This window comes from Ruminococcus sp. AF17-1AC (genome assembly GCF_003461385.1).
Lineage (GTDB): Bacteria > Bacillota > Clostridia > Oscillospirales > Ruminococcaceae > Hominimerdicola > Hominimerdicola aceti.
The window spans coordinates 19,062-44,785 of sequence record NZ_QTWZ01000018.1 but is presented as its reverse complement, the minus strand read 5'-3'; the positions used below and the strand labels follow the sequence as shown (position 1 = coordinate 44,785).

Annotated in this window: 24 protein-coding genes; 19 read left to right on the top strand and 5 right to left on the bottom strand. The window is 44.1% G+C overall.

From position 1 onward, the window contains the following. Nucleotides 1-350: 350 nt before the first annotated feature. The 5 genes from DWW81_RS11005 (at nucleotide 351) to DWW81_RS10985 (ending at nucleotide 6,120) form a co-directional block, all read left to right on the top strand. The gene (locus DWW81_RS11005) at nucleotides 351-1,529 is read left to right on the top strand and encodes a CDP-glycerol glycerophosphotransferase family protein (protein WP_117897757.1); all 1,179 of its coding nucleotides are present in this window, start codon (nucleotides 351-353) and stop codon (nucleotides 1,527-1,529) included. A 116-nt stretch (nucleotides 1,530-1,645) separates the two neighbouring features. After that, nucleotides 1,646-2,350, top strand: coding sequence for an IspD/TarI family cytidylyltransferase (locus DWW81_RS11000; protein ID WP_117897759.1), 705 nt, complete (start codon nucleotides 1,646-1,648; stop codon nucleotides 2,348-2,350). Between the two features lie 15 nt (nucleotides 2,351-2,365). After that, on the top strand, nucleotides 2,366-3,439 hold the full coding sequence (locus tag DWW81_RS10995) for a galactitol-1-phosphate 5-dehydrogenase (RefSeq protein WP_117857103.1): 1,074 nt from the start codon (nucleotides 2,366-2,368) through the stop codon (nucleotides 3,437-3,439). A 110-nt stretch (nucleotides 3,440-3,549) separates the two neighbouring features. Then, entirely contained in the window at nucleotides 3,550-5,409 is a 1,860-nt protein-coding gene (locus DWW81_RS10990) for a CDP-glycerol glycerophosphotransferase family protein (RefSeq protein WP_117897762.1), read from the top strand. Nucleotides 5,410-5,439: 30 nt separating this feature from the next. Next, the gene (locus DWW81_RS10985) at nucleotides 5,440-6,120 is read left to right on the top strand and encodes a ribulose-phosphate 3-epimerase (RefSeq protein ID WP_038672690.1); all 681 of its coding nucleotides are present in this window, start codon (nucleotides 5,440-5,442) and stop codon (nucleotides 6,118-6,120) included. A gap of 390 nt (nucleotides 6,121-6,510) precedes the next feature. On the opposite strand, the gene DWW81_RS10980 is transcribed toward DWW81_RS10985, so the two are convergent. Genes DWW81_RS10980 through thrB form a run of 3 tightly spaced genes read right to left on the bottom strand, consistent with a single transcriptional unit; the run spans nucleotide 6,511 to nucleotide 8,434 of the window. Further along, nucleotides 6,511-7,053: a DNA-3-methyladenine glycosylase I gene (locus DWW81_RS10980; RefSeq protein ID WP_117897764.1), complete on the bottom strand. Its 543-nt coding sequence runs from the start codon at nucleotides 7,051-7,053 to the stop codon at nucleotides 6,511-6,513. After that, a complete protein-coding gene (locus tag DWW81_RS10975; protein ID WP_117897766.1) occupies nucleotides 7,050-7,550 on the bottom strand; it encodes a methylated-DNA--[protein]-cysteine S-methyltransferase in 501 nt (166 codons plus the stop codon). Before DWW81_RS10975 ends, DWW81_RS10980 begins: the two co-directional genes overlap by 4 nt. Beyond that, nucleotides 7,547-8,434, bottom strand: a complete 888-nt coding sequence (gene thrB, locus DWW81_RS10970; RefSeq protein ID WP_117897768.1) for a homoserine kinase — start codon at nucleotides 8,432-8,434, stop codon at nucleotides 7,547-7,549. The genes DWW81_RS10975 and thrB overlap by 4 nt, the downstream gene beginning before the upstream one ends. Nucleotides 8,435-8,554: 120 nt before the next feature. On the opposite strand from thrB, the gene DWW81_RS10965 reads away from it, so the two are divergent. Next, entirely contained in the window at nucleotides 8,555-9,028 is a 474-nt protein-coding gene (locus tag DWW81_RS10965; RefSeq protein ID WP_117897770.1) for a hypothetical protein, read from the top strand. Nucleotides 9,029-9,072: 44 nt separating this feature from the next. Beyond that, nucleotides 9,073-9,534, top strand: coding sequence for a hypothetical protein (locus tag DWW81_RS10960; RefSeq protein WP_117877402.1), 462 nt, complete (start codon nucleotides 9,073-9,075; stop codon nucleotides 9,532-9,534). A 45-nt stretch (nucleotides 9,535-9,579) separates the two neighbouring features. Here the strand turns inward: DWW81_RS10960 and DWW81_RS10955 are convergent, their stop codons facing one another. Together DWW81_RS10955 and DWW81_RS10950 are read right to left on the bottom strand one after the other, a co-directional pair. Next, nucleotides 9,580-10,818, bottom strand: coding sequence for a homoserine dehydrogenase (locus DWW81_RS10955; RefSeq protein WP_022287035.1), 1,239 nt, complete (start codon nucleotides 10,816-10,818; stop codon nucleotides 9,580-9,582). Nucleotides 10,819-10,870: 52 nt separating this feature from the next. Further along, the gene (locus tag DWW81_RS10950; RefSeq protein ID WP_022287034.1) at nucleotides 10,871-11,317 is read right to left on the bottom strand and encodes an ACT domain-containing protein; all 447 of its coding nucleotides are present in this window, start codon (nucleotides 11,315-11,317) and stop codon (nucleotides 10,871-10,873) included. A 300-nt stretch (nucleotides 11,318-11,617) separates the two neighbouring features. Here DWW81_RS10950 and DWW81_RS10945 point away from each other — a divergent pair, with 300 nt between their 5' ends. The 12 genes from DWW81_RS10945 to DWW81_RS10890 all read left to right on the top strand — a co-directional run bounded on the left by DWW81_RS10945 (nucleotide 11,618) and on the right by DWW81_RS10890 (nucleotide 25,658). Then, nucleotides 11,618-11,929: a hypothetical protein gene (locus tag DWW81_RS10945; protein WP_117897772.1), complete on the top strand. Its 312-nt coding sequence runs from the start codon at nucleotides 11,618-11,620 to the stop codon at nucleotides 11,927-11,929. Nucleotides 11,930-11,943: 14 nt separating this feature from the next. Continuing rightward, a complete protein-coding gene (locus DWW81_RS10940; protein ID WP_243004742.1) occupies nucleotides 11,944-13,011 on the top strand; it encodes a V-type ATPase subunit in 1,068 nt (355 codons plus the stop codon). A gap of 32 nt (nucleotides 13,012-13,043) precedes the next feature. Further along, a complete protein-coding gene (locus DWW81_RS10935; protein WP_117897774.1) occupies nucleotides 13,044-14,990 on the top strand; it encodes a V-type ATPase 116kDa subunit family protein in 1,947 nt (648 codons plus the stop codon). Nucleotides 14,991-15,134: 144 nt separating this feature from the next. Next, nucleotides 15,135-15,584 carry an ATP synthase subunit C gene (locus DWW81_RS10930; protein WP_022287030.1) on the top strand — a complete coding sequence of 150 codons (450 nt, stop codon included), beginning with the start codon at nucleotides 15,135-15,137 and terminating at the stop codon, nucleotides 15,582-15,584. 1 nt (nucleotide 15,585) lies between these two features. Beyond that, nucleotides 15,586-15,894, top strand: coding sequence for a V-type ATP synthase subunit F (locus DWW81_RS10925; RefSeq protein ID WP_022287029.1), 309 nt, complete (start codon nucleotides 15,586-15,588; stop codon nucleotides 15,892-15,894). A 19-nt stretch (nucleotides 15,895-15,913) separates the two neighbouring features. Next, nucleotides 15,914-16,495, top strand: a complete 582-nt coding sequence (locus DWW81_RS10920; protein ID WP_117897776.1) for a V-type ATP synthase subunit E — start codon at nucleotides 15,914-15,916, stop codon at nucleotides 16,493-16,495. 13 nt (nucleotides 16,496-16,508) lie between these two features. Further along, nucleotides 16,509-18,272, top strand: coding sequence for a V-type ATP synthase subunit A (locus tag DWW81_RS10915; protein WP_117897778.1), 1,764 nt, complete (start codon nucleotides 16,509-16,511; stop codon nucleotides 18,270-18,272). Continuing rightward, nucleotides 18,269-19,672: a V-type ATP synthase subunit B gene (locus tag DWW81_RS10910; RefSeq protein ID WP_038672666.1), complete on the top strand. Its 1,404-nt coding sequence runs from the start codon at nucleotides 18,269-18,271 to the stop codon at nucleotides 19,670-19,672. Before DWW81_RS10915 ends, DWW81_RS10910 begins: the two co-directional genes overlap by 4 nt. A gap of 222 nt (nucleotides 19,673-19,894) precedes the next feature. Further along, on the top strand, nucleotides 19,895-20,518 hold the full coding sequence (locus tag DWW81_RS10905) for a V-type ATP synthase subunit D (protein WP_038672664.1): 624 nt from the start codon (nucleotides 19,895-19,897) through the stop codon (nucleotides 20,516-20,518). A 210-nt stretch (nucleotides 20,519-20,728) separates the two neighbouring features. Beyond that, nucleotides 20,729-21,331 (top strand): DUF308 domain-containing protein, encoded by a 603-nt coding sequence (locus DWW81_RS10900; protein ID WP_181979879.1) that lies wholly within the window; start codon nucleotides 20,729-20,731, stop codon nucleotides 21,329-21,331. A gap of 297 nt (nucleotides 21,332-21,628) precedes the next feature. Continuing rightward, complete coding sequence (locus tag DWW81_RS10895) at nucleotides 21,629-23,710, top strand: glutamine synthetase III (protein WP_117897782.1); 2,082 nt, start codon at nucleotides 21,629-21,631, stop codon at nucleotides 23,708-23,710. Nucleotides 23,711-23,885: 175 nt separating this feature from the next. Next, nucleotides 23,886-25,658, top strand: coding sequence for an ammonium transporter (locus tag DWW81_RS10890; protein WP_117857132.1), 1,773 nt, complete (start codon nucleotides 23,886-23,888; stop codon nucleotides 25,656-25,658). Nucleotides 25,659-25,724: the final 66 nt, after the last annotated feature.

Below are 25,724 nucleotides of genomic sequence, written 5' to 3'. Positions count from 1 at the left end.
CGCCTATCGAATTTCTTAATAATAGTGTCCAATATGATTGACAAACCTACATAGCTATGTATATAAACATCATGTGAGAGAATGTTCTTAACATATGTTAAATAAATGTTTTTCGCACCCGCTTTGATTATTCAAATAATTTTACAAAATTACAAATACCCCCTTGACACTTCCCCCGTTCTGCACTATAATACTACACAAGAGAGCTTTTTCAGCGTTTTCAATAAGACAAAATGGGCATAATAAAGCCTAGAAAATAAGCTTTTTTGTGGGATGTGCCGCAAAAGTGTCCTGTTATTTGTTAAAGTGTAGACAAACGGCGCATAATATGATATAATGTAGGGTGAGAAATGAGCGGTTTAAAACAGGCGGTCAGAAACACCGCCAAGATCATAATGTTCAAAGGAGTCTATCCCCTTTGCTATAAAGTGTCAAGCCTTAGACCTTTGAGAAAAAACAAGGTCATCTTTGCCGAGATAAGAAGCGGTACGCTGACGGATAGCTTCCGCTATATCTATGAGGAGATAAAGACCAGAGGACTTGATCCGCAGGTCTATTACGTCCATAATAATAAGGGCGGAATGGGCTATCTGCTGAGATATCTGAAGCTTACTTGGCTAATGGGAAACGTGGGTTGCGTTTTGCTTAACGATACCTGTAATCTGTTCGGTGCTTTTAAGTTCAGAAAAGACACAAAGGTCATTCAAACATGGCATTCCTGCGGAGCTTTCAAAAAGTGGGGAGAAAGTATCACCGACCTCTCTTTCGGCGAGTCGCTGGAAGAATTGAGAAAGTTCCCTGCCCATACAAGCTATACACTTTGTACCGTCAGCAGTAAAGAGTGCATATGGGCTTTCAAGGAAGCTTTCGGCTTTGACCTTGATAATAATAGCGTGCAGGCAATAGGCGTATCTCGTACTGACTTTTTCTTTAAAGAGGAAAATCGTGTGAAAGCCTTTGAAAATCTCTATAAAAATTGCCCGAACGCACAGTATAAAAAAGTCCTGCTCTATGCCCCGACCTATCGTGGGGACGCTGATAAGGCTTATATCCCCGAAAAGCTGGATATAAAAGTCCTTAAAGAGAATTTCGGCAGCGAGTGGGTGCTTCTTGTAAAAAGACACGGCTTTGTTAAAAAGGAGTGGGATATCCCCGAGGATTGTCAGGACTTCGCCTTTGACATAACAGAACATATGCCTATCGAGGATCTTCTTTTTACTGCCGATATGTGCATAACCGATTATTCTTCGCTTATTTTTGAATATTCGCTCTTTGAAAGACCTATGATATTCTACGCTTTTGACCTTGACCAGTTCTACGACTATAGAGGCTTTTATTATCCCTATGACTATAGCTTCCTCCCGGGACCAATAGTTAAGACCAATGAGGAGCTTATAAACGCCATAAAGCAGGGAAAAGCCGACCCTACTGTCATCTCCGATTTCAGAGAAAGATTTATGGGTGCTTGCGACGGCCGTTCTACCGAAAGGATAGCCGATTATATTATGTCACAAAACAGCGAATACTAATTTATGTAGGGGTGAACAGCGTTCGCCCGTTGACTGCCGAAACTTTATCGGCGTATCACAATGATTTATTTGTCAGATACATTATTATAATATAAATATCAGTAAGGAGTTTGTCTATGATTTACGGTGCAATGCTCGCAGGGGGATCAGGTACAAGAGTTAAAAGCTCGAAAATACCAAAGCAGTTTATCGAGATCGGAGGTAAGCCGATCATAATCTATACCCTTGAAAATATGCTCAAGGTAAAGAGATTTGATTATATCTATATTGCCGTCCATAAGGACTATGAGGACTATATGAACGAGCAGGTGAAAAAGAATATTCCTGAAAGCGAAAAGGTAAGGATAATTCTCGGCGGCAAGGAAAGAATGGATACTATAAATAATGTCACCACCGCTATCACAAAAGATAACGGACTTCATGATGACGATGTTATCGTTATCCACGATGCCGTAAGACCTTTTGTTACAGAGAAGATACTCAACGATTCCATAGATTGTGCCGCAGAATACGGTGCTTGCGTCTGCGGACTTCCATGTGCAGATACTATCCTCCATTCAAAGGGAGGAGAGTATGTTGAAGACATCCCTGTCAGAAGCGAGCTTTACAGCGGACAAGCTCCCGACAGCTTCCGCCTTGCCCACTTTATCCAAATGCAGGATAACCTCACTGAGGAGCAGAAAAAAGTCATCACAGGCACTTCGCAGATATGCACGATGAATAACCAGCCTATCCACCTTATAGAGGGCGACGCTATTAATTTCAAGATAACAACAGACAGCGACCTGCTTATTGTCAGAACGCTGCTTGGCGGTAAATAGAAAGGACTTTTTTTTATGAAAAGCTTAATAAACATACCAGAAAAGATGAAAGCACTTGTGCTTTATGGCGTGGGCGACCTGAGAGTAACTGAGGTAGACGTGCCAAAGCTTGAAAAAGGCACTGTATTGCTGAAAATAAAGGCGTGCGGAATTTGTTCAAGCGATATGCCAAGATGCTTTGTAACAGGAACTTACCACTTCCCGACCATACCTGGTCATGAGTTTTCAGGTCAGATAGTTGCAGTTGGCGATGACGTTGACGAAAGCCTTCTCGGCAAACGTTCCTGCGTGTTCCCTATGCTCCCTTGCAAGCATTGTAAAGCCTGCAAAATGGAGGAATATGCACAATGCTCAGGCTATAGCTATTTCGGTTCAAGACAGGACGGCGCATGGGCTGAGTACCTCGTTGTTCCAGTATGGAACTTAGTTCCGTTCGACGATACCCTCGATTATAAAACTGCAGCGCTCTGCGAGCCTGCCGCTGTTTCAATGCACGCTGTAAATATCGGTGACATCAAAGAGGGTCAGAACGTTGTTATCATAGGCACAGGTACAATAGGCTTTATGATAGCCCTCTTTGCAAAAGAGAGAACAAAGACCGGTAAGGTGGTTATCGCAGGCCGTTCAAAGAATAAGCTTGAGTATGCAAAGAAGCTGGGCTTTGACGTTGTTGATACAGGCGTTGACGATCTCCCTGCTCAGGTGAAGAAGATAATAGGTATCGACGGAGCAGACGTAACATTTGAAGCTGTCGGCTCAAACGAAGCTATCGCCTCCGCTATCGAGTCAACAGGCGCTCTTGGCAGTATCGTTCTCGTTGGCAACCCGTCAACAGACCTTATCCTGCCTAAGAATATCTATTGGTCAATACTGAGAAAGCAGATAACAGTCAAAGGCTCATGGAATTCCAGCTATAACAGCAGAGTGAACGATTGGAAGAAAGCCCTTGAAGTTTTCGAGCATAGCGACGTAAACTTTGCCGATCTTATCACACATACATTCACAATAGAGGAGAACGAAAAGGCATTCTCCGCTATCAGAAACACAGGCGAGTTCACCTTAAAGGTAATGTTCACATTTGACGATTAAACAGTCTGCTGTTTGTAAATTTGAGTAAAAATTCTGTAGTCGCTTTTCAAGACCCGAAATGAAAGTTGAGGGAAGCTGTAAAGGCGGCGGAAAGTAAGGAATAGTTTTAAATGGATAATATGACTCCCGAATTTGAAGAGATATACGGGAACAGAAGAAAGACTATTGAGAGATTAAAAGAGAGAAACAAAAAATTCGCAGAGCTTACAAGAGTAGAGTTCAAGAGAGTTATCCTCCATATCGAGGGCGAGCTTGTGGGCTTTGAAAAAGACGAGCTTGAAAACTTGTCAGCAAGATTCATCACGCAGGATAGAACTTGTATGTTCCCTGCCCAACATTTTGAAGTAAGCGGAACTCATTTTCATCTGACAGTGAATATAATGTCCGCCAATAACGAAGCCCCTATCGCCACAGGCGACTATGCCCTTAAAATATTCACAAAGTATAAGGGCATGAATAAACCGCAGATATCAACAGATACAGTGGATTATGTCCTCAGTGGCAGTACGCTTCTCAAGCTCACTTATGATAACGATGGCAGATGCCTGTCAAAACAGGTGCTTACGAACGAGTATCCTTGTATCATATCCGATAAAGTGGAAACTATAGAGGACGATACAAAGGCGAACCCTATGAACTTCAAGCTCAGACGAGGCGCAGAAAACCTTTTCTATGCCGAGTCTGCAAGCGATATGGATACACTCGAATATAAGCTTGCCGTCACCTATAAAGAGCCTAAGCCTTCACAGACCTTGCCAAAACGTATTGCGAAAAAGCTTCAAAACCGCAAGAAGCTCATTATAAGAGATGTTTACGGCTTAAAGATATGGTGCTTTAAAAAGGCTTTCTCGTTCTTTAAGCATTTTGCTAAGAAAAACGGGGATATTATCCTCTTTGCCAGCGGTTCGAGAGCCGAGATAGGCGGAAACGAAAAGGTCATCTATGACCGCATGATAGAAAGAGGACTTGACAGCAAGTATAAGTTCAGATTTGACTTCAAAGCAAGTATCACTGTCAATAGGTCGATACCTGCCATGATAAGGTTCGTCTACTATCTTGCAACCTCCGATATCATTCTTATAGATGATTATTACCCTGACATCTACCTTGTGGATTATCCTAAGAACGTCAAGGTGCTTCAGGTATGGCACGCCTGCGGAGCGTTCAAGTCATTGGGCTTTGAAAGACTTGGCAAGCCGGGCGCACCTCCGTTCAATACAAGGGTGCATAAGTGCTATACCCACGTTCCTGTAAGCTCCTATCATTCTGCGCTCCACCATGCAGAGGGCTTCGCTATCGACGAAAAGAAATTCTATCCTGTGGGTATCCCAAGAACGGATATCTTCTTTGACGATGAGTATAAAGCTAAAACAAGAGAGCAGATGCTGGAGGTTTTCCCTGAGTGCAAAACTGCAAAAACAGTTTATATGTATGCTCCGACTTTCAGAGGAGATAACGCAAATAATGCTCATTTCCCATTTGATAAGCTTGACCTTACAGCATGGGGCAAATTTCTTGATGAAACGGATTCCGTTCTTATCGTAAAGCTCCACCCGTTTGTAAAAAGGCGTATCGAAATACCTGACGAGTATGCTCACAGAATACTTGACGCCTCAGACTACAGAGAGGTAAATGATATCTTATTTATAGTTGACGTGCTTATCACAGACTACAGCTCTATCATATATGAGATGTCACTGCTTAAAAAGCCGATGCTTTTCTTTGCTTTCGACCAAAAGTATTATGAAGCAACAAGAGATTTCTATGAGCCGTATGAGGAGCTTGTTCCTGGTAAGATCGTCCATGATTTTGATGAGCTTATGACCGCTCTCAGAGATAAGGATTACGAGTTTGAAAAAATGGAGGGCTTCATAAAGAAGAACTTCAAATATACAGACGGAAAGTCCACCGACAGAGTAATAGACCAGCTTATCATGGGCATTGAGCCTGAAGATAACAGCAGAAGATAAAAAAAGATGAATAGAAACAGGAGGATCAGTATGGACAATGGTATGATATCAGTCTCAATGATGTGCGTCCATCTGGGACAGATAAAGGAATATCTTGACGCTTTTAAGCGCAACAATATCGAATATCTCCATATAGACGTAATGGACGGCTCATTTGTGCCGAATTTCACACTTTATCCTGATTATGTAAAACAGCTCCGTGATCTAACGGATATCCCATTTGATTTTCATTTCATGATAGAAAAGCCTGAGGAAAGGCTCCAGTGGTTTGATATCAGAGAGGGCGATTATGCGGCAGTGCATTATGAAAGCACAAAGCATATCGCAAAGTGCCTGCAATATCTCCGTTCTATCGGTGCAAAGCCTATCCTGGCTATCAATCCCGGCACACCTATCTGCGTGGTAGAGGAAGCCGTAGACTTCATAGACGGTGTGCTTGTCATGACAGTAAACCCCGGTTTTGCAGGACAGAAGCTCGTGCCTAACACGGTGGATAAGGCAAGACGTCTTAGAAAGTGGCTTGACGAAAACGGCCACGAGGACATCATCATAGAAACTGACGGCAATATGTCAAACGAGAACTGCCGCAAGCTTTACGAAGCAGGTGCAAGAATGTTTGTTGCAGGAACATCGAGCCTTGTTAAGCCGCAGGTAGAGGGTATAGACGAAAGGATAGCCGAAAACCGCAAAAATATTTGTCCTTTGGGATAAAAAATTGAAAAATGCAGCCGCTCTGTACATTGTGCAGGGCGGTTTTTATTTCACACCTGCGGTATCCGCACTTTGTTTATCTACTTCACAAACCATGTAGGGGAGCAGCGCAATTTCTGCTTTGCAGAAATCCGACGTCCCGCTTGCGTTTGCTCGACAAACTCCACGTTATCCGCACAACGTTTGGCAAGAAATTGTCCGCTTTTTTTCATTCGTGACAAATTCAAGCCTAACCGCTTCGATATCTGGCTGTCGAGGGCGCCAGCCCCTACACCAAAGTTCTACCGCCACAAAATCGCTGTCGCTCTTTGCGGACTTTACCTTGTATAAGAGGACACAAAAAGCGGTGCAGAGTTTCCACTCCGACACCGCTTTGCTTATATCTTTACTTTATTTTTCTCTATAAAGTCCACATTCCCTATCATGGGAATATATCACTCCCACCGCCTGCAAAAACGAATATATTATCACGCTTCCCACGAACTTCATTCCACGCTTTTTCAAGTCTGCAGATATCCTATCGGACCATTCGTTGGTAGTTTTATCGCACTCATACAATATTTCTCCGTCAGTAAACTTGCAAAGATAATCATAAAAGCTCCCCTGCTCCTTCACAATATCCCGAAATATTCTTGCATTAGAAATACTCGCCCTAATTTTCAGCTTATTTCGCACAATAGAACTGTCAGAGCAAAGCTCTGCGATCTTCTCTTCGTCATATCCACAGACCTTATCAAGGTCAAATTCATCATAAGCTCTGCGAAAATTCTCACGCTTGTTCAGTATGCACTCCCACGAAAGCCCAGCCTGAAAAGACTCCAGCACAAGCATCTCAAACAAATAGCTGTCATCAGTCCTGAGAACGCCCCATTCCTTGTCATGATATTCCACATACTTTGGATTTTTCAGGTCGCACCATTTGCACCTGTTCATATCTCGATACCCTCCAGCCTCAACAACGCCGCCTTGTTTCCTATTCCGCCGCTGTAGCCTGTGAGCCTGCCTTTTGCACCCACTACCCTGTGGCATGGTACTATTATGCTTATGGGATTTGCACCCACCGCACCGCCTACAGCCTGTGCAGACATCTTCTCTTTCCCAAGCCGCAAAGCTGCCTGTGCCGCTACCTCACCATAGGTCATGACCTTTCCGTATGGTATCGTGGTCATTATCTCCGTGACGATCCTGCGAAACTCCGTCTGTCCGCCAAGCTTGTATCTCGGCGTAAAATCAGGTGTTTCTCCGCTGAAATATGCCTTAAGCCAACTGCAAGTTTCTTTAAATACAGGCAGAAACTTCTCTTCACAGCCCTCTGTCACGCTCGCACCCTTTGAGCCTTGAAACCATAACCCGGTGAGATATTCCCCCTCACCGCTCATTATTATGTCATCAAAGCCGTCAGGTGTAGCGTATGCCCATTTGCAGGTCATATAAGCTTCGTACCCTCGTTGTCAATGTGAAATTCCTTTACCTGCCAGCCTTTAAGCCATGCATTGTCAAGAGAAAATTTCATCTTGCCTGCGAAATATTGATTGCTCTCATCTACTATAGCCATGATAGTTGGACCTGCACCGCTTATGTATGCCGCATATGCACCATGAGTGTACGCAATGTCAAAAACGTCCTTGCAGTGGGGTATAAGCGCCATTCTGTAAGGCTGGTGAAGCCTGTCATCAACTGCCGTTTTCAGATTTTCAAACTTGCCCGTAAGAAGCGAAGCCGAGAAAAGCGCCGCACGGGAAAGGTTGTAAACTGCGTCCTTGTGTGAAACTTCCTTTGGCAGACAAGCCCTCGCTTCCTCAGTTTTCAGCTCAAAATCAGGTATTATCGCCACGAATTTCAGCTTTGTGAAAACCTCCTGCTTTACCCAGTGTACCTTTCTTCCGTCAAATACCGCCGTCACGATTCCGCCAAGAAGTGCAGGCGCAGTGTTGTCAGGGTGACCCTCTATCTGTGCCGCAAGGTCAACAAGATCGTCCTTTGTGAGGGGATCTCCAAGCATTTTGTTTGCTCCCACAAGTCCTGCGATTATGCAGGCAGAGGAAGAACCAAGTCCCCTCGCCATAGGAATGTTGCTCGTCTGTATAAGCTTTAGTCCCTCCAGCTTTTTTCCGCATACTGCAAAAAGGTCTTTGGCAGAAATGTAAATGAGGTTTCTCTCGTCCGTAGGAATGTCAAGTCCGTCCGCAGCCGTAATGTCTATCTTGTCGCACTCCTCCATTTCAATGTAGTTGTAGTAAGTGAGCGCAAGACCCAGTGCGTCAAAACCGGCGCCAAGGTTAGCCGACGTGGCAGGTATCTGTATTTTTATCATGGTGAAAACTCCTTTATATGTAAAAATGTACGAATAAGAGCAGTTAAAATTGTCTTTTACATCAATTGACAATTAGTCAATGTTATGCTATCCTTTAGTTAAAGAAAGGGGGGCGAGCAAATGAATAGAAAAATAATTATCGCTCTGTGTGCGTTGTGTCTGTGTGTATTTTGCTCGTGCAGTAAAAGCAAAGAACAAAACAATTCGTCACAAAAAACGTCCGAAACAACAGCAGTGACCACTGCATCAACAACTGGCACTACTCAAACGACCTCAGAGCTTGTGGCAGATACTCCGCCTCCATATATGTATTATAGTGGCAAAACATATACCTCACTGAACAAAGTTGAAGAAACTCTTATGTCAACAGACGATAAGATAACCGAAAGGCTGGACGGCTATGAGTTCGTAGGAAACACCCACGAATTTTTTAACGTCGGTGAGATGAAGTCAGATTTTGATGTGACTTCACTGCCTGATAACGCCAAGGTCTATCATGACCCTGACAAAGCAGATGACGGTGACCCGTTTATAATTGCCTTTGAAGAAAACGGACAAACCACCCTCTATTATATGAATTTGCTCAGTGAATAACATACTGTAAAAAACGCAATTGATTTCTTTGAGGGGGACTTATTATGAAAAAGAAAACAGCAGTTATTATTCTGGCATTTCTGACAGTATGTCTTTGCTCGTGTTCAAAAAGCAAAAATGACAGCGGAATAGACTCCGAATATGTTAAAACAGAGAGTGTTGTAACTGAGGAGAGCACAGAGGAAACAACAGAGGTCAGAGGAGCTGATATGTGTCCATTGTATATGTATTATGAGGGCGATCTGTATATCCCTGCGGTCAATCCTGAAGACAGACTGATCTTTGATACAGCCGAGTTAAAAGACTATAAGTATGTCGGAAAAACAACACAATGCAGTGATTGCAGTGGCTTAACAGAGAATTTTAGGGTCACCATTCTTCGTGATAATGCAAAGGTCTATTATGATCAGAATGAACCTTTGGACGGCAAGCCTTTTGCTCTGATGTCTATTAATGAGAACGGCACTGTTTGGATAGCATATCTCAAACTAAATGATCGTGATTAAATATGTAAAGCGGCGGAGTTTTGATCCGCCGCTTCTTGTTTTTTATCAGTATATCCTTATCTTGCTTGCGATCTCAGCGGAGTGTGAAAGGATAGTCAGGTTAGCGTCAATGTCAGCCTCTTTCATGTTCGGCGTGATAAACGCAAGCTCGTTCTCTGTCCTGCCCGAACGCTCTATATACATGAGCTTTCCGAACATCTCAGAAATAGAAGACTTGAGAGCCTCAGCATTTTCAGCCTTTATGCGAACATACATTGAAACGTCCATATCCTTGTATGGTGCAACAAAGTTCTTGTCATCACAATCTTCCCATGTAAGAGCAAGCACTCTGTGATGATGCTTCAGACAATCAATAATGTCGCCCACTACCGCTGAAGCTGTAGGAAGCTTGCCTGCACCCTGTCCGTAGAACATAACGTCGCCAACGCCGTCGCCTGTTACGCTGATAGCATTGTATACATCGTCAACAGACGCAAGAAGATTTGACTTTGGCACAAGTCTAGGACAAACGATGGCACTCACTCTGCCGTCGTCAAGCTTCTTTACAGAACCTATAAGCTTTATAACATAGCCTGCGTTTGCAGCATATTCAACATCATCAAGTGTGATCTTTGTTATGCCTGAGCAGTGTACCATTTCAGGATAAATGTGCTTGCCGTATGCAAGTGAGCCAAGTATACAGATCTTTCTGCAAGCGTCCTCGCCCTCAACGTCAGCCGTAGGGTCAGCCTCAGCATAACCAAGCTTCTGAGCCATTTTAAGAGCATCGTCAAATGACATCTGCTCTTTTATCATCTTTGTGAGAATGAAGTTTGTCGTTCCGTTGAGAATACCTGATATCTGGAGTATCTCGTTTCCTGCCAGACACTTGTTAAGCGGTCTGATGATAGGTATACCGCCGCCAACGCTTGCCTCGAACAGATAGTTGCAGTTGTGTTCCCTTGCTATTTTAAGAAGCTCTGCACCCTTTTCCGCAACTAGCGCCTTGTTTGATGTAACAACGCTCTTGCCGTGTTCAAGAAGCTTCTTTGTGTAGTCATAAGCGAAAGTCGTTCCGCCTACTACCTCGGCTACTACTTCTACCTCGGCATCATTGAGAATGATGTTGAAGTCCTTTATCATTTTGTCTGCAAATGGAGAATCAGGGAAATCCCTCAGATCAAGAATGTACTTGATGTCACATTCCTTGCCGACCTTTTTTGAGATAGATTCGCGGTTTTTCATAAAAAGCTCTACCGTACCAGAGCCTACAACGCCATAACCGATAACTGCTACTTTACACATAAAAAATCCTCATTCCTAATAAATTATATATTGTTAAAATCTTATTTTACCCTTACTCTCCCGATATTATCTTGACTTCCACAACGCCGTGAACTTTAGAAAGCTCCTCTGTCAGCACATTTGTGCTAAGTGCGTCATGCTCAAATCTTACCGAGAATGTCACCGTCGCCACCGAGTCGATAGGGATATTCTGGTTTATGGTCAGAATATTCGTGTTCAGCTCGTAAAGCCGTGATATAATAGAGGAAAGCACACCCTTTTCATCTCTCAGTATGCAGTATACCGAAACGATGTTGTTTGTGAGCTGTTCTTCATAATTGAATACGGAGTCCTTGTATTTGTAGTATGCGCTCCTCGATATCCCCACCTTGCGGCAGGCTTCCGATGAAGTGGAAACTTCGCCCCTTGCCCTCATGCGCTTTGCGGCAAGCACCTTTAGCACAATGTCAGGAAGCACCTCAGAACTTACGATAACAAGTTTGTTTTGCCCGTTCTCCAATTTTAGTCCACCTCCAAAGTACAGATGTGTGCGTGATAAATACAAGTTTACCACTTTTGTCCCCTTTTGTCAAGTGACCTGACCGCAGATATTCAACTAATTTTTCAAATTCAGGGTAAAATAAAATGTGTATTCTGACTAAAATCATTACACATAGAGCAATTTGTCCAAAGAAAAGTCATATAGATAGTGCAAAGTATATAAATAGTACGGCTTTGTACCCCTTCAAACTTGCTATTTAGGACAAAAAGGTGTACAATTAATGTTATGAAACTATCCTGCCTGAAAGGGGAGAATAATATGGATATGATAGCAGAAATACTGCAAACAGATAAAGCCGCTGCAGGCAAGCTTGAAAAAGCAGCTATGGAAAGCGGCGAACTGCTGGAGCGCACAGTGAAAGAAGCGCAGGAGCTGAAAGAAAACGCCCTGAAAGAAGCCGAAGCCTATAAAACGCAGAAAGCCAAAGAGGTCACAGAGCGTATAAATACCGAAAGCGAAAAGATAACTTCCGCACAGAACGAGAAAACAACGGTTCTCGATAAAATATTTGAAGAAAAACATACTCAGTGGGAGAAGGAGATATTTGATAATATCATCTCTCCGAAGTAGAGCGAAATTTTTCCGTGAAAGGGGCTGAAAAAAATATGCTTGACAGCTGGTCTGCCAACGGAACAGTGGCGAAAATAAAATATATCCACGGCAGAATGTTTACTAAAGAGAACTATCATGAAATGCTCATGCGAAGAACAGTCCCCGAAGCCGCAGACTATCTTGCACATTCAGCCAGATATAAAGACGCTTTCCGTGACGTTGACCCTAATACCGTCCATAGAGGTTTTGTGGAGGCGCTTCTCCAAAGAGAGAATTTCAATACCTATATGCGCCTGTGCAGATTTCAGGAGCTTGATAAACTGCCTTTTTATGACTTCCTTATAAAAAGCAAGGAGATAGAATGTATTCTGTCCATGATAAACAATATAAATTCAGGGCTTGATAATTCTTACCTTAACGACCTTCCCGGCTATGTCATAAAACATTCAAAGGTGAGCCTTCTTGAAATGAGCCGAGCCGAGAACTATGAACAACTTCTTAAAATACTAAGAAATACACCGTATTATAAGATACTGGTGAAAATACCGCCTTTGGAGGACGGCTCAGCGGATTATACCGAGTGCGAGCTAAGGCTGAGAACAGCCTATTATACCGAGCTTTTGAATACCGCAAAGCATGATTTTTCCGAAATGCAAAGCAAACAGCTCTCAGAAATGATAAGCCGAGAGATAGATTGCCTTAACATAATAAACGCCTACCGTATGAAAGCCTTTTTTGGCTACTCCTCCGAGGAGATAAAAAAACGGCAGATAAGAATAAAAACAGGCACAGGCTCAGTTAAAAGACTTGATAAGTATTATGAGCTTGAAAGCCCCGAAGATATGCTCGAATGGGTGAAAAGATCAAAGTATTCAAAGGGTTGCAAACAGACCTCTGAATATATCGAAAGCATAGTGCGAAGCTCACAGTTTTGCTATCTTTCCCATATCCTAGCCCAAAGCACCGCCGCACCGGTTTCTCTCTATGCCTTTATGAAACTGTGCAGTACGGAAGCCTTGAACATCGTGCATATAATCGAAGCGATAAGATATAATGCCGACCCCTCGGCAGTTGAAAAGGATCTTATCATCACCGCCTGAGCGGTAAATTCTCAGGAAAGGAGATAATGTGATTGGCTATAGAAAAAATGTCCCTTGTGAATATAGCAGGTCTTATGGACGAGCTTGATGCGACCTTGAAAAGGTGCTGTGAAAGCGGCTGTTTTCATATCGAGCCTGCGGGCAATTCTCCTGACAGCGCAATGAAGCCCCTCAGCGAGAAAAACGAGTATGACCGACCTCTGAAAGAGCTTGCCCAGCTTTCCACACAGCTTGGTATAACTCTAAAGGAAACTGATTTTACTGACTGTGACCTGTCAGCTCCGCAGGATTTTAACTCCCTGTTTGAAAAGTATAATACCCCTTTCAGCGAGCTTAATACAAAGCGGCTGGAGCTTACTCAGCGTATCTCAGAGCTTGGAGGGGCGGTCAGACAAATAGACCACCTGAAAGGTATGCACAGCGACTTTCAGCAGCTTTTCTCAATGAAGTATGTTTCCGTCCGTATCGGAAAGCTGCCTGTGGATAACCTGCCGAAGCTTGACTATTATGACGAGAATTTCTTCTTTGTTCCATTTGAAATGGGAAAAAGCTTCTGCTGGGGAATGTATTTCGTCCCTGAACGTGATAAACAGCGTGTTGATGATATCTTCCACTCAATGTATTTTGAAAGGATACGGATACCGTCCTATGTATCAGGCGACGCAGACGAAGCCTTGGAAAAGCTAAAACAAACTATAGACGTAGATACAGTTGAGAACGCAAAGATAAACGAGCAGATAAACGAGCTTGCCGCAAAAGCAGAGCCTGAACTGCAAAAAGCTTTCTCAAAGCTGAGATTTATCCACGATACCTTTGACCTGCGGCGAAATGCCGCCGCACTAAACGATAAGTTTTATCTTAAAGGCTTTATCCCCGAAAAGGAAAAAGGCCGCTTTGATAAACTCTTTTCTGATATGCGTTCAGTGTCAGTGGTCTATCTGCCTCCTGACGCAGACGCCTCATGTGAGCCGCCAACAGTGCTTAAAAACAACTTTTTGACCCGACCTTTCACAATGCTTGTGGAAATGTATGGTCTGCCTGAGTATAAAGGCTATAACCCCACAGCCTTCGTGGCAATAACCTATACTCTGCTTTTCGGCATAATGTTCGGCGACTTGGGTCAAGGACTTCTTATCGTTCTAGGCGGACTTGCCTTAAAGAAAAAGCTAGGAGCAAAAATAAGCGGTCTTGTCACACGCCTTGGCATATCAAGTATGATATTCGGTACTCTCTATGGCTCGTTCTTCGGTTATGAAGAGCTTTTAGACCCTGTGTTTGAGAATATAGGACTTGACTTCCTGCCCCTAAAGGTTTTCAAGCAAACGAACTTTATCCTCATAACTGCCGTTGCCATAGGTGTGGCACTTATTGTTATCTCAATGATACTCAATATCTATATCGGCTTTAAAAATAAGGATTACGAAAAAGCCATTTTCGGCTGTAACGGCATTGCAGGACTTGTGTTCTACAGCTCTGTTGCTGCAGGACTTGTTGGAACGCTCATGTTCGATGTAAAAGTCATGTCCGCTCCGTTCGTCATTTTCCTTATCGTAATACCATTGGTGTGCATATTCTGCCGAACACCTTTCTCTATCGCCGTTAAATATAAACAGTGGCGTTTGTCCGAGGATGAGGAAAAAATGACCGTGGGCAACTTTATTGTTGAGAACTTCTTTGAAATGTTTGAGTTCCTGCTCAGCTATGTTTCAAATACTATGTCATTTCTCCGTGTGGGCGGATTTGTCCTCTCCCACGCAGGCATGATGCTAGTGGTAATGACCCTTATGGAAATGTGTTCCGCCGCCGCACAGCCTCTCGTGCTTGTGCTTGGCAACCTGTTTGTAATGGTAATGGAGGGCATGATAGTTGCCATTCAGATAATCAGACTTGAGTTTTATGAGATATTCTCCCGCTTCTATGAGGGCGGCGGAAAACCATTCGAGCCTGTTGGTGTAAAATTCACCGCACAAACAGAATGATATTAAATTTGTGGTATTGTTTTGTAGGGGCGAACATCGTTCAGTCACTCGCCGTGACGGGCATTTTACCCCGACCATTATCCATACCCGTACAATGTAATTCGTAAAATCTAAAGTAAAAATAATTTTTTGGAGGAATCAACTATGCTTATCTATTTCCTGCTCCCACTTATAGCAGTCGCACTTCTTTGTGTACCATTCATTTTCACCGCAAAGAAAATAAAGAACGGAAGATCGCCAAAGGGTGCTTTTATCGGTAATCTCTGTACATTTGCAGGCATAATGCTCTGCGCTCTTATCGTCCCTGTAGGTAATTTTGTTTCAGCCGCAAGCGAGGAGGGCGTTAAGGCCGCCCTTTCAACAGGCGCAGGCCTTGGCTACCTTGCAGCAGCCCTTGCCGTTGGACTTTCCTGCGTAGGTTCAGGCATAGCCGTTGCCGCAGGTGCTCCAGCTGCTATCGGTGCAACCTCAGAAGACCCTAAGAATTTCGTAAAGGCTCTTATCTTCGTTGTTCTTGGCGAAGGTATCGCCCTCTATGGACTTCTTATCGCTATCCTTATAATCTCAAACGTAGGCACTGCATTGGGCATTTAACATGAGATTTTATCTTATCAGCGATAATATAGATACCCAAATGGGCATGAGACTTTCAGGTATCGAGGGCGTTGTGGTGCATACCTCCGAGGAGGTGTCAAACGCACTTGATAAGGCTATGGAAATGAAGGACGTTGGCGTTGTGCTTATGACAGAGCTTGCAGTCAAGCAGTGCAGAGAAAAGGTCTATGACTATAAGCTCACAAGAGAAACGCCCCTCATAGTTGAAATACCAGACCGCCATGCCACATCAAAGATATCTGATACCATTTCCCACTATCTCGCAGAAGCAGTGGGAATAAAGCTGTGATTTTGATAGGAGTTTAGTAATGGAAAATCAGACGATAAAACTTGAACGCTTCAAGCAGGCTGTCTTTGAGGACGCTGAAAAGCAGGCAAAGCTCATAACCCAAGCCGCCGATAAACAGCGAGAAAACGAGCTTGCTCAGGCGAAAATAGAAGCACAAAGCCTCGCAGATTCAAAAAAAGCCTCCACAGATAAGACCGAGGAGGCAAGAGCCGTAAGGGAAATATCTTCAAAACAGCTTGAAGCTAAAAGAAACGTGCTTTGCCATAGAGAAAAGCTTATAGACAGCGTTTTTGACAACGTAAAAAGTAGGCTTGCGACTTTCAAAGCAAGCAGAGATTATAAGTCTTGGCTAAAAGAAAAAGCCGAAAAATGCAAACAGACCTATCCCGAGCATAAGGGCGTTATCTACCTCTCACCTGAGGATATGAAATACGCCTCTGACCTTGCAGACTTTGAAGTAAAAAGCCGAGATTCCATAGAGCTTGGCGGTATGCTCATGGTCTATGAGGATAAGGGTATAGCACTTGATTATACCTTTGATTCAGCATTTGAGGGGCAGCGTTCAGCCTTTACTGAAAAAGCCGAGCTAGTGCTTGGGTAATAAGGAGTTTTTTATGGATAAAATATATTCGGTAAACGGACCTGTAGTAAAGGTTGCAGATACGAAAAGCTTTGCCATGCAGGAAATGGTCTATGTGGGCAAAAAGCGTCTTATCGGCGAGGTCATAAGAGTGCAGTCTGATTTTACCACCATTCAGGTCTATGAGGGCACAACAGGACTTATGCCCGGCGAGCCTGTTACCTCAACAGGCGCACCGATGTCAGCCACCCTCGGCCCCGGTATAATAAATAACATCTTCGACGGCATCGAAAGACCGCTTAAAAAGCTTGAAGAAGTCTCAGGTGCTTTTATCGCTGACGGTGCAGACGTAAGCTCGCTTGATACAGAGAAAAAGTATCCCGTTACAATGACAGTGAAAACAGGGGATAAGCTTTCCGCAGGGGATATTTATTGCACCTGCCCCGAAACACCACTTATAACACATAAGTGTATGCTTTCCCCTCTGTCAAAAGGCGGAGAGGTCATATGGACTGCCGAAAACGGCGACTATACAATAAATGACGTTGTGGCAAAAATAAAAGCCCCTAACGGAGCAGTAGAGGAACTCACCCTCTGTCAGAAATGGCCTATCAGAACATCAAGACCATGCAAAAACCGCCTGCCTATTACAAAGCCGTTGGTAACAGGTCAGCGTATCGTTGATACTATCCTGCCGGTTGCAAAAGGCGGAACAGCCGCTATCCCTGGGGGCTTCGGCACAGGCAAGACCATGACCCAGCACCAGCTTGCAAAGTGGTGTGACGCAGATATAATCGTCTATATAGGCTGCGGCGAACGTGGAAACGAAATGACGCAGGTGCTTGAGGAGTTCTCCGAGCTTATCGACCCGAAAACACAAAGACCGCTTACCGACCGAACAGTGCTTATCGCAAATACCTCAAATATGCCTGTCGCTGCCCGTGAAGCCTCTATCTATACGGGCATAACCCTTGCCGAGTATTACCGTGATATGGGTTATCATATCGCAATTATGGCAGACTCTACCTCACGTTGGGCAGAAGCTCTCCGTGAGATATCAGGCAGACTTGAAGAAATGCCTGCCGAGGAAGGTTTCCCTGCCTATCTGCCGTCACGAATTTCTGAGTTTTATGAGCGTGCAGGCTATGTTGAAACTCTAAATGGAAGGGAAGGCTCTGTTACTATAATCGGAGCAGTTTCGCCCCAAGGCTCTGACTTTTCCGAGCCTGTCACACAGAACACAAAGCGTTTTGTACGTTGCTTCTGGGCACTGGATAAATCCCTCGCCTATGCAAGACATTATCCTGCAATAAACTGGAACACAAGCTATTCCGAGTATGCAGAAGACCTTGCAGATTATTATAATAAAAACGTCAATGAGAACTTCATGAAAGTCAGACAGGAGATATCAAATATTCTCGTTGAGGAAAATACCCTTATGGAGATAGTTAAGCTCATGGGTACTGACGTCCTCCCTGACGATCAGAAGCTTCTTATCGAAACCGCAAGAGCCGTAAGAGTAGGCTTTTTACAGCAAAACGCCTATCATAAGGACGATACCTACGTCCCCCTTGATAAGCAGTACCGCATGATGAAGCTTATCACAGATTTCTATGCCCTTGCAAAGAAAGCACTTTCACAGGGCGTGAACGTTGATAAAATAATAGGCTGCGGCTGGATAGAAAAGCTTATCAAAGTCAAGTATGATATACCGAACGATAAAATAGAGCTTTTTGACGAATACGAAAAGAATATGAAAGCCGATATGGAGGCTTTGACAGGAGGTACAGGAGCGTGAACGTAAAATATATCGGTCTTAGCGAAATAAACGGACCGCTCGTTGCACTTGACCATGTAAGCGGCATTTCCTATGACGAAATGGCAGAAATAAAGCTTGATGACGGCACACGTCGCCTTGCAAGAGTTGTAGAGGTGGAAAAAGACAGAGCCGTTTTGCAGGTTTTCGAGGGAACAAAAGGACTTTCCCTTGTTAATACCACCACAAGCTTTCAGGGCAAGCCTATGGAGCTTGCATTGTCTACCGAAATGCTGGGCAGGATATTCAGCGGAGCAGGCAAGCCTATCGACGGTCTGGGAGAGATCTTCCCCGAAAAGTACCGTGACATAAACGGTTCGCCCCTTAACCCTGTTTCAAGAACATATCCTCGAAACTATATAAACACAGGAATATCTTCCATAGACGCTCTGACCACCCTTATAAGAGGTCAGAAACTCCCTATCTTCTCAGGTTCGGGACTTTCCCATAATAAGCTCGCTGTGCAGATAGTAAGGCAAGCGAAAATCGCCGACGAAAACGGGCAGGATTTCGCAATAGTTTTCGGAGCAATGGGCGTAAAAAACGACGTTGCAGATTATTTCAAACGCTGTTTCGAGGAAACAGGCGTTTTGCAAAGGGTCGCAATGTTTTTAAACCTCTCCAACGACCCTATCATAGAGCGTATCCTCACTCCAAGATGCGCCCTCACTTGTGCCGAATATCTTGCCTTTGAGCATGATATGCACATTCTCGTTATCCTCACAGATATGACTTCCTATGCCGAAGCCTTGCGAGAGTTCTCCTCATCAAAGGGGGAGATACCGGGAAGAAAAGGCTATCCGGGCTATCTCTATTCCGACCTTGCCTCTATCTATGAAAGAGCAGGCATTGTAAAAGGTGCAAAAGGATCTGTTACGCAGATACCTATTCTCACCATGCCGAATGACGATATCACCCACCCTGTCCCTGACCTTACAGGCTATATAACCGAGGGGCAGATAGTTCTTGACAGAAACCTCGACCAAACAGGCGTTTATCCTGCTGTTTCTATCCTGCCGAGCCTTTCAAGACTTATGAAAGACGGCATAGGCGAGGGCTATACAAGGGAAGACCACCAAATGGTGTCGAACCAGCTTTTTGCAGCCTATGCAAAAGTACAGGACGCAAGAAGTCTTGCTTCTGTTATCGGCGAGGAGGAGCTTTCCGATACCGATAAAGCCTATCTGAAATTCGGCACGCTTTTTGAAAAGCATTTTATCGACCAAGGCTTTGACGTGAACCGTTCCATAGACGAAACTCTCGACTTAGGCTGGAGCTTGCTCTCCACCCTGCCGAAATCAGAGCTTGACCGTGTTGACGAAGAACATCTTGAGCATTATTACAGTGCCGAAAAAGCTAAGGCACTTTTTGCAGAGGACTAAAATTATAATGGGACACATCTGTGCCGTTCAAATAATTATATAGGGGCGGTCACTTGCCTTGACGGGCATTTTACGCTACACTTTTTGTTAATGCCACATATTTGCACCGCATAAAACAATTATGATAAAAAATTGGGTAAACGATGTTCGCCCCTGCTTGATTTTCAGACCATACTAGATTTTTTAATGATACAGTGATATAATAGAAAGAGGGTGTGACCAATGGCTGAACAGCAGGTCTTTGCCACAAAGGGAAATCTTATACTTTATAAAAAGGCTCTGAAGCTTGCCGCATTGGGCTATGAGCTTCTGGACAGAAAAAGAAATATCCTTATAAGAGAGCTTATGAGCCTTGTTGACAAAGCAGGGGAGCTTAGAGGAAGCATTGAGGACACCTACAAGGAAGCCTACAGCGCACTCCAGCTTGCAAATATCTCCATGGGTCTTGTTACACCTTATGCAAATTGTATCCCTGTTGAAACAGGCGTTGAGATAAGCACAAGAAGCGTCATGGGCGTTGAGCTGCCAAAGGTCACGCTTAAAGAACGCCCTCTGAAAGTCACATACGGCTTTTCTCAGACCGATTCTCAGCTTGACAGAGCCTATCTTGCCTTTGAAAAGGTAAAACAGACCACAGCAGTCCTCGCAGAAGTGGAAAACAGTATCTACAGACTGTCCGTAGCCATAAAAAAGACACAGCGCAGAGCAAACGCCCTGCAAAACATAATCATTCCAAGAAATGAACACATAGTGAAATTCATTACTGACTCTCTTGAAGAAAAGGACAGAGAGGAGTTCTCACGAATGAAAGTAATAAAGGCGGCAAAGCTAAAGTCGGCAAAATAATATTTGTAATGGCTGGCACCCTCGACAGCCCGCTTTTCAACGTTGTTTTGTTTATTGCAGGGGCGGTCACTCGCCGTGACGGGCATTTCACGCTGTGCATTTATTAATGCAACACCTTTGTACTGCACAAATAAATTGTAGGGGCGACCTGAGGTCGCACGTCCAGTCGCTAGCTTGCAGCATTATAAAAACATGAAAGGAAAGATAAAAATGGAATATATCAAAAAAGTATTCAGAAGCTATTGGGTATTGTCCATATTCTGCGTAGTGCTGGGCATCGCACTCATAATCGACCCTAATTTCTTTACCGACGCCATAGGCTATGTTATTGGTGGACTTTTCACCGCATTCGGTGCAGTGGAGCTTATAAGATACTTCGCCATGGGCAAAGACGACCAGAGCTATTCTTCAAGCCTTGTGAGAGGGATCATCCTCGCCGCCATAGGTATTTTCATTATCATAAGACCTGATTTTATCCCGAAAGTCATTGCCGTTGTCTGCGGACTTTATATGCTCATAAGCGGCATCGTGAACATTCAGGACTCCCTTAACCTTAGACGTGCAGGTGTAGAAAGCTGGAACGTAAGCTGTATCTCAGCTGCTGTTACCACTCTCGTTGGTATACTCCTCCTCTTTGACCCTCTTATTTTAGGCGAAACCGCAATGATAGTCCTTGGTATCGCTCTGCTCGTTTCAGGTGTGACGAATATCTTCGGCTGTTTTACCGCAGGCTCAAAGCTCAAAAAGGTAAAGAAGCTTATGAAAAAAGAGCTCAAAGACAGACCTGATAAGGATCATTATATAGATATTTAGGATATTATCGTAGGGGCGACCTAGGGTCGCCCACTTTTTTTCACTGTTTTAGCAGTTTGAAGTATTTCTTTACAAAAATATGTGCATTTTATTGAAATGAGATGTGATTTCACAAGTTTCAACAAATATTTTTGCGTCGATTTGTAAAAGTCTATAAAAATTAAAAAAAGCCTTGACAAATGAGGTCAAAAGGTATATACTCATAACTGTAAACAGCAAAGGCGCTGTGAACCGATCAGGTTCGCAGTGTCTTTTTTTATTTCTTTAGACTATAATTTATAATAGGAGGAATTCAATATGGCAAACGTTCCTGAATATTTCGGCTCAGACGTATTCAATGAATCAGTGATGAAAGAAAGACTTCCAAAGGCTACATACAAGGCTTTGAAGAAGACTATCGACAACGGCGATCCACTTGATATCGAGGTTGCAAACATCGTTGCTAACGCAATGAAGGATTGGGCAGTTGAAAAGGGCTGCACACATTACACTCACTGGTTCCAGCCAATGACAGGTCTTACAGCAGAAAAGCTCGACAGCTTTATCTCACCAACTGAGGACGGTCACGTTATCATGGAGTTCTCAGGCAAGGAGCTTGTTAAGGGCGAACCTGACGCTTCTTCTTTCCCTTCCGGCGGATTGAGAGCAACATTCGAGGCAAGAGGCTATACAGCTTGGGACCCAACTTCATACGCATTCATTAAGGAAAAAGCACTTTGTATTCCTACTGCTTTCTGTTCATACAATGGCGAAGCACTTGATAAGAAAACTCCGCTTCTCCGTTCAATGGAAGCTATCAATAAATCAGCTCTCAGAATTCTGAAGTTATTCGGCTCAGACGCAACAAGAGTTACATCAAACGTTGGTCCTGAGCAGGAATACTTCCTTGTAGACAGAGAGATGTATGCAAAGAGAGAGGATCTTATCCTTGCAGGCAGATCGCTTTACGGCGCACCTGCTCCAAAGGGTCAGGAGCTTGAAGATCACTATTTCGGTACTATCAAGACAAGAGTTCAGGCTTACATGAAAGATCTTGACGAGCAGCTCTGGAAGCTTGGTATCTACGCTAAAACAAAGCATAACGAGGTAGCGCCTGCTCAGCACGAGCTTGCTCCTATCTATGGCACAACAAATATCGCCACCGACCACAACCAGCTCACAATGGAGATCATGAAGAGAACAGCCAGAAAGCACGGCTTCAAGTGCCTGCTTCATGAGAAGCCATTCGCTGGCATCAATGGTTCCGGTAAGCATAATAACTGGTCTATCTCAACAAACACAGGTGTAAACCTCCTCGACCCTGGTAAAACACCTGCTGAGAACGCTCAGTTCCTTCTGTTCCTTACAGCAGTTATCAAGGCTGTAAATGATTATCAGGATATCCTGAGAGCTTCAGTTGCTTCTGCCGGTAACGACCACAGACTTGGCGCTAACGAAGCTCCTCCGGCTATTATTTCTATCTTCCTTGGCGACGAGCTTACAGGCGTTCTCGATGCTATCGTAAACGGCGTTAAGTATGAGGACAAGAGAGTTGAGATGGAGATCGGTGTTGACGTTCTGCCACACTTCCCTAAGGATACAACAGATCGTAACAGAACTTCACCATTTGCATTCACAGGCAATAAGTTTGAGTTCAGAATGCCTGGTTCAAAGCTTTCAGTAGCAGGTCCTAACACAGTTCTTAACACTATCGTTGCTGACGTTCTCGATCAGTTTGCTGACGAGCTTGAAAAGGCTGACAACTTCCAGGACGCTCTTGACGATCTTATCAAGAGAACTATCAAGGAAAATCAGAACATCATCTTCAACGGCAATGGTTATTCAGACGAGTGGCCTGTTGAAGCTGAAAAGAGAGGACTTCTTAACCTTAAGTCAACTCCTGAGGCTGTTCCTACATTCCTTGCACAAAAGAATGTTGACGTATTCTCTAAGTACGGTGTTTATACAGAAGCTGAGCTTCAGTCAAGAGTTGAGATTCTCCTCGACGAGTATTGCAAGACGCTCAATATCGAGGCTCTTACAATGATCGACATGGCTAAGAAGGAGATCCTTCCTGCTGCAGCTAAGTATATCAAGGATATCGCAAAGACTGCTGAGCTTGCAAAGAGCTGCGGTGCTGAAACTGTATTCGAGGAAGAAACAGTTAAGGAAATTTCAGCTCTCGTAACTGAGATGTACAAGGCACTTGGCACACTGGAAGCTGATGTACAGAAAGTACACGCTATCGAGGACACACAGGAAATGGCAAACTTCTTCCACGATACTATCTTTGCAGATATGGGCGCTCTCAGAGTTCCGGCTGATAAGATCGAAACACTGGTAGGCAAGGAGTACTGGCCTTATCCAACATACAGCGACCTGCTGTTCTACGTTAAGTAAGGGACAATTCAAATTTTCAATATAACATAGACTTTATAACAAACTAACCACAGATCTACTACTTTGTTCCCCTACAGCTACAATAATATACGGAATGCACAATGAAGTGTATGACAGACCGAGCCGAATGGCTTTGGTCGTCATACGCTTTTTTGTATTTTAGGAGGAAAAAGATATGACAAACACTGTAACAGTATTGGCTGAAAGCACAGGATTCAGTGCCGTCAATACTATATGGGTACTGTTGGGAGCTGCACTTGTATTCTTTATGCAGGCAGGCTTCGCAATGGTTGAAACGGGCTTCACCCGTGCGAAAAACGCAGGTAACATAATCATGAAAAACCTGATGGACTTCTGTATCGGAACTCCGCTGTTCTGGCTCTTTGGTTTCGGTATAATGTTTGGCGACGGAAAGTTTATCGGAGCTTACAAGGGAATCGCTGATTCAACATATGCCTCAGCTGCTCCAGACGGAGTTCCATTCTTTGCTTTCCTTATCTTCCAGACAGTTTTCTGTGCAACAGCAGCAACTATCGTCTCTGGAGCTATGGCAGAAAGAACAAAGTTCATTTCTTATTGTATCTATTCAGCAATTATAAGCCTTCTGGTCTATCCTATCGAGGCTCACTGGATCTGGGGCGGCGGCTGGCTCGCAGACCTCGGCTTCCATGATTTCGCAGGTTCAACTTGCGTTCATATGGCAGGCGGTGTTGCAGCATTCGTTGGCGCAGCTATCCTTGGTCCCCGTATCGGTAAGTATGACAAGAACGGCAAGGCAAAGGCTATCCCAGGTCACTCGCTTACACTTGGCGCACTTGGCTGCTTTATCCTTTGGTTCTGCTGGTTCGGTTTCAACGGTGCGTCAACAACTTCAATGGAAGGCGACGCTATCCCGCTTGCAGGTAAAGTTTTCGTAACAACAAACCTTGCAGCAGCAGTTGCAACTATCACAACAATGATTTTTACTTGGATCAAGTATAAGAAGCCTGATGTTTCAATGACACTTAACGCATCACTTGCAGGTCTGGTAGCTATCACAGCTCCATGCGACACAGTTTCACCAGTATCAGCAGCTATAATCGGTATCGTTGCAGGTATCCTCGTAGTTGTAGGTGTAGAGTTTATAGATCAGGTACTCAAGATAGATGACCCGGTTGGTGCTTGCGGAGTTCATATGCTCAACGGTATGTGGGGTACTATCGCAGTGGGTCTTTTCTCAGACGGTACTTGCGGTGAAAAGGGACTCTTCACAGGTGGTGGAGCACATCTCCTTGGTATCCAGCTTCTCGGTATGGTATCAGTTATCGCTTGGGTAGCTATCACAATGACTATCGTATTCCAGATCATCAAGCACACGATCGGTCTTAGGGCTTCTGAGCAGGAAGAGATCCTTGGTCTTGACGTTACAGAGCATGGCCTTGTATCTTCCTACGCTGACTTCGCACCGGCAATGTCACAGGCAATGCTCAGCTATACAAAGGACGACGCAAAGAGCGTTGTAAAGGTAGACAAGTCAACAGAGCCTGTAGTTCCTGTTGAGAAGGCTATCAAGGTAGAATCTTATGCAACAGACGCACCGTCTGCTGACGGCACACCTAAGATGACAAAGGTCGCTATCATCTGCAAGCAGCAGAAGCTCAACGATCTTATCACAGCTTTGGAGGACATCGACGTAACAGGTGTTACAGTAACGAACGTTCTTGGCTGCGGAATGCAGAAAGGACAGCCTGAGTATTACCGTGGTGCAGTTGTTGAAACAAATCTGCTGCCAAAGGTAAAGGTCGAGGTCGTTATCTGCAAGGTACCAACAAGAGCAGTTATCGATGCTGCAAAGGCAGCCCTTTATACAGGTCATATTGGAGATGGAAAGATCTTTGTATACAACATTGAGAACGTAGTAAAGATCAGAACGAATGAAGAGGGTTATGACGCACTTCAGGACGATTAAGCCTTAAAGATGACGGGTGACTACCCAATAAAATTGCCCCCATCCCACTTATAAATTATAGCTTGG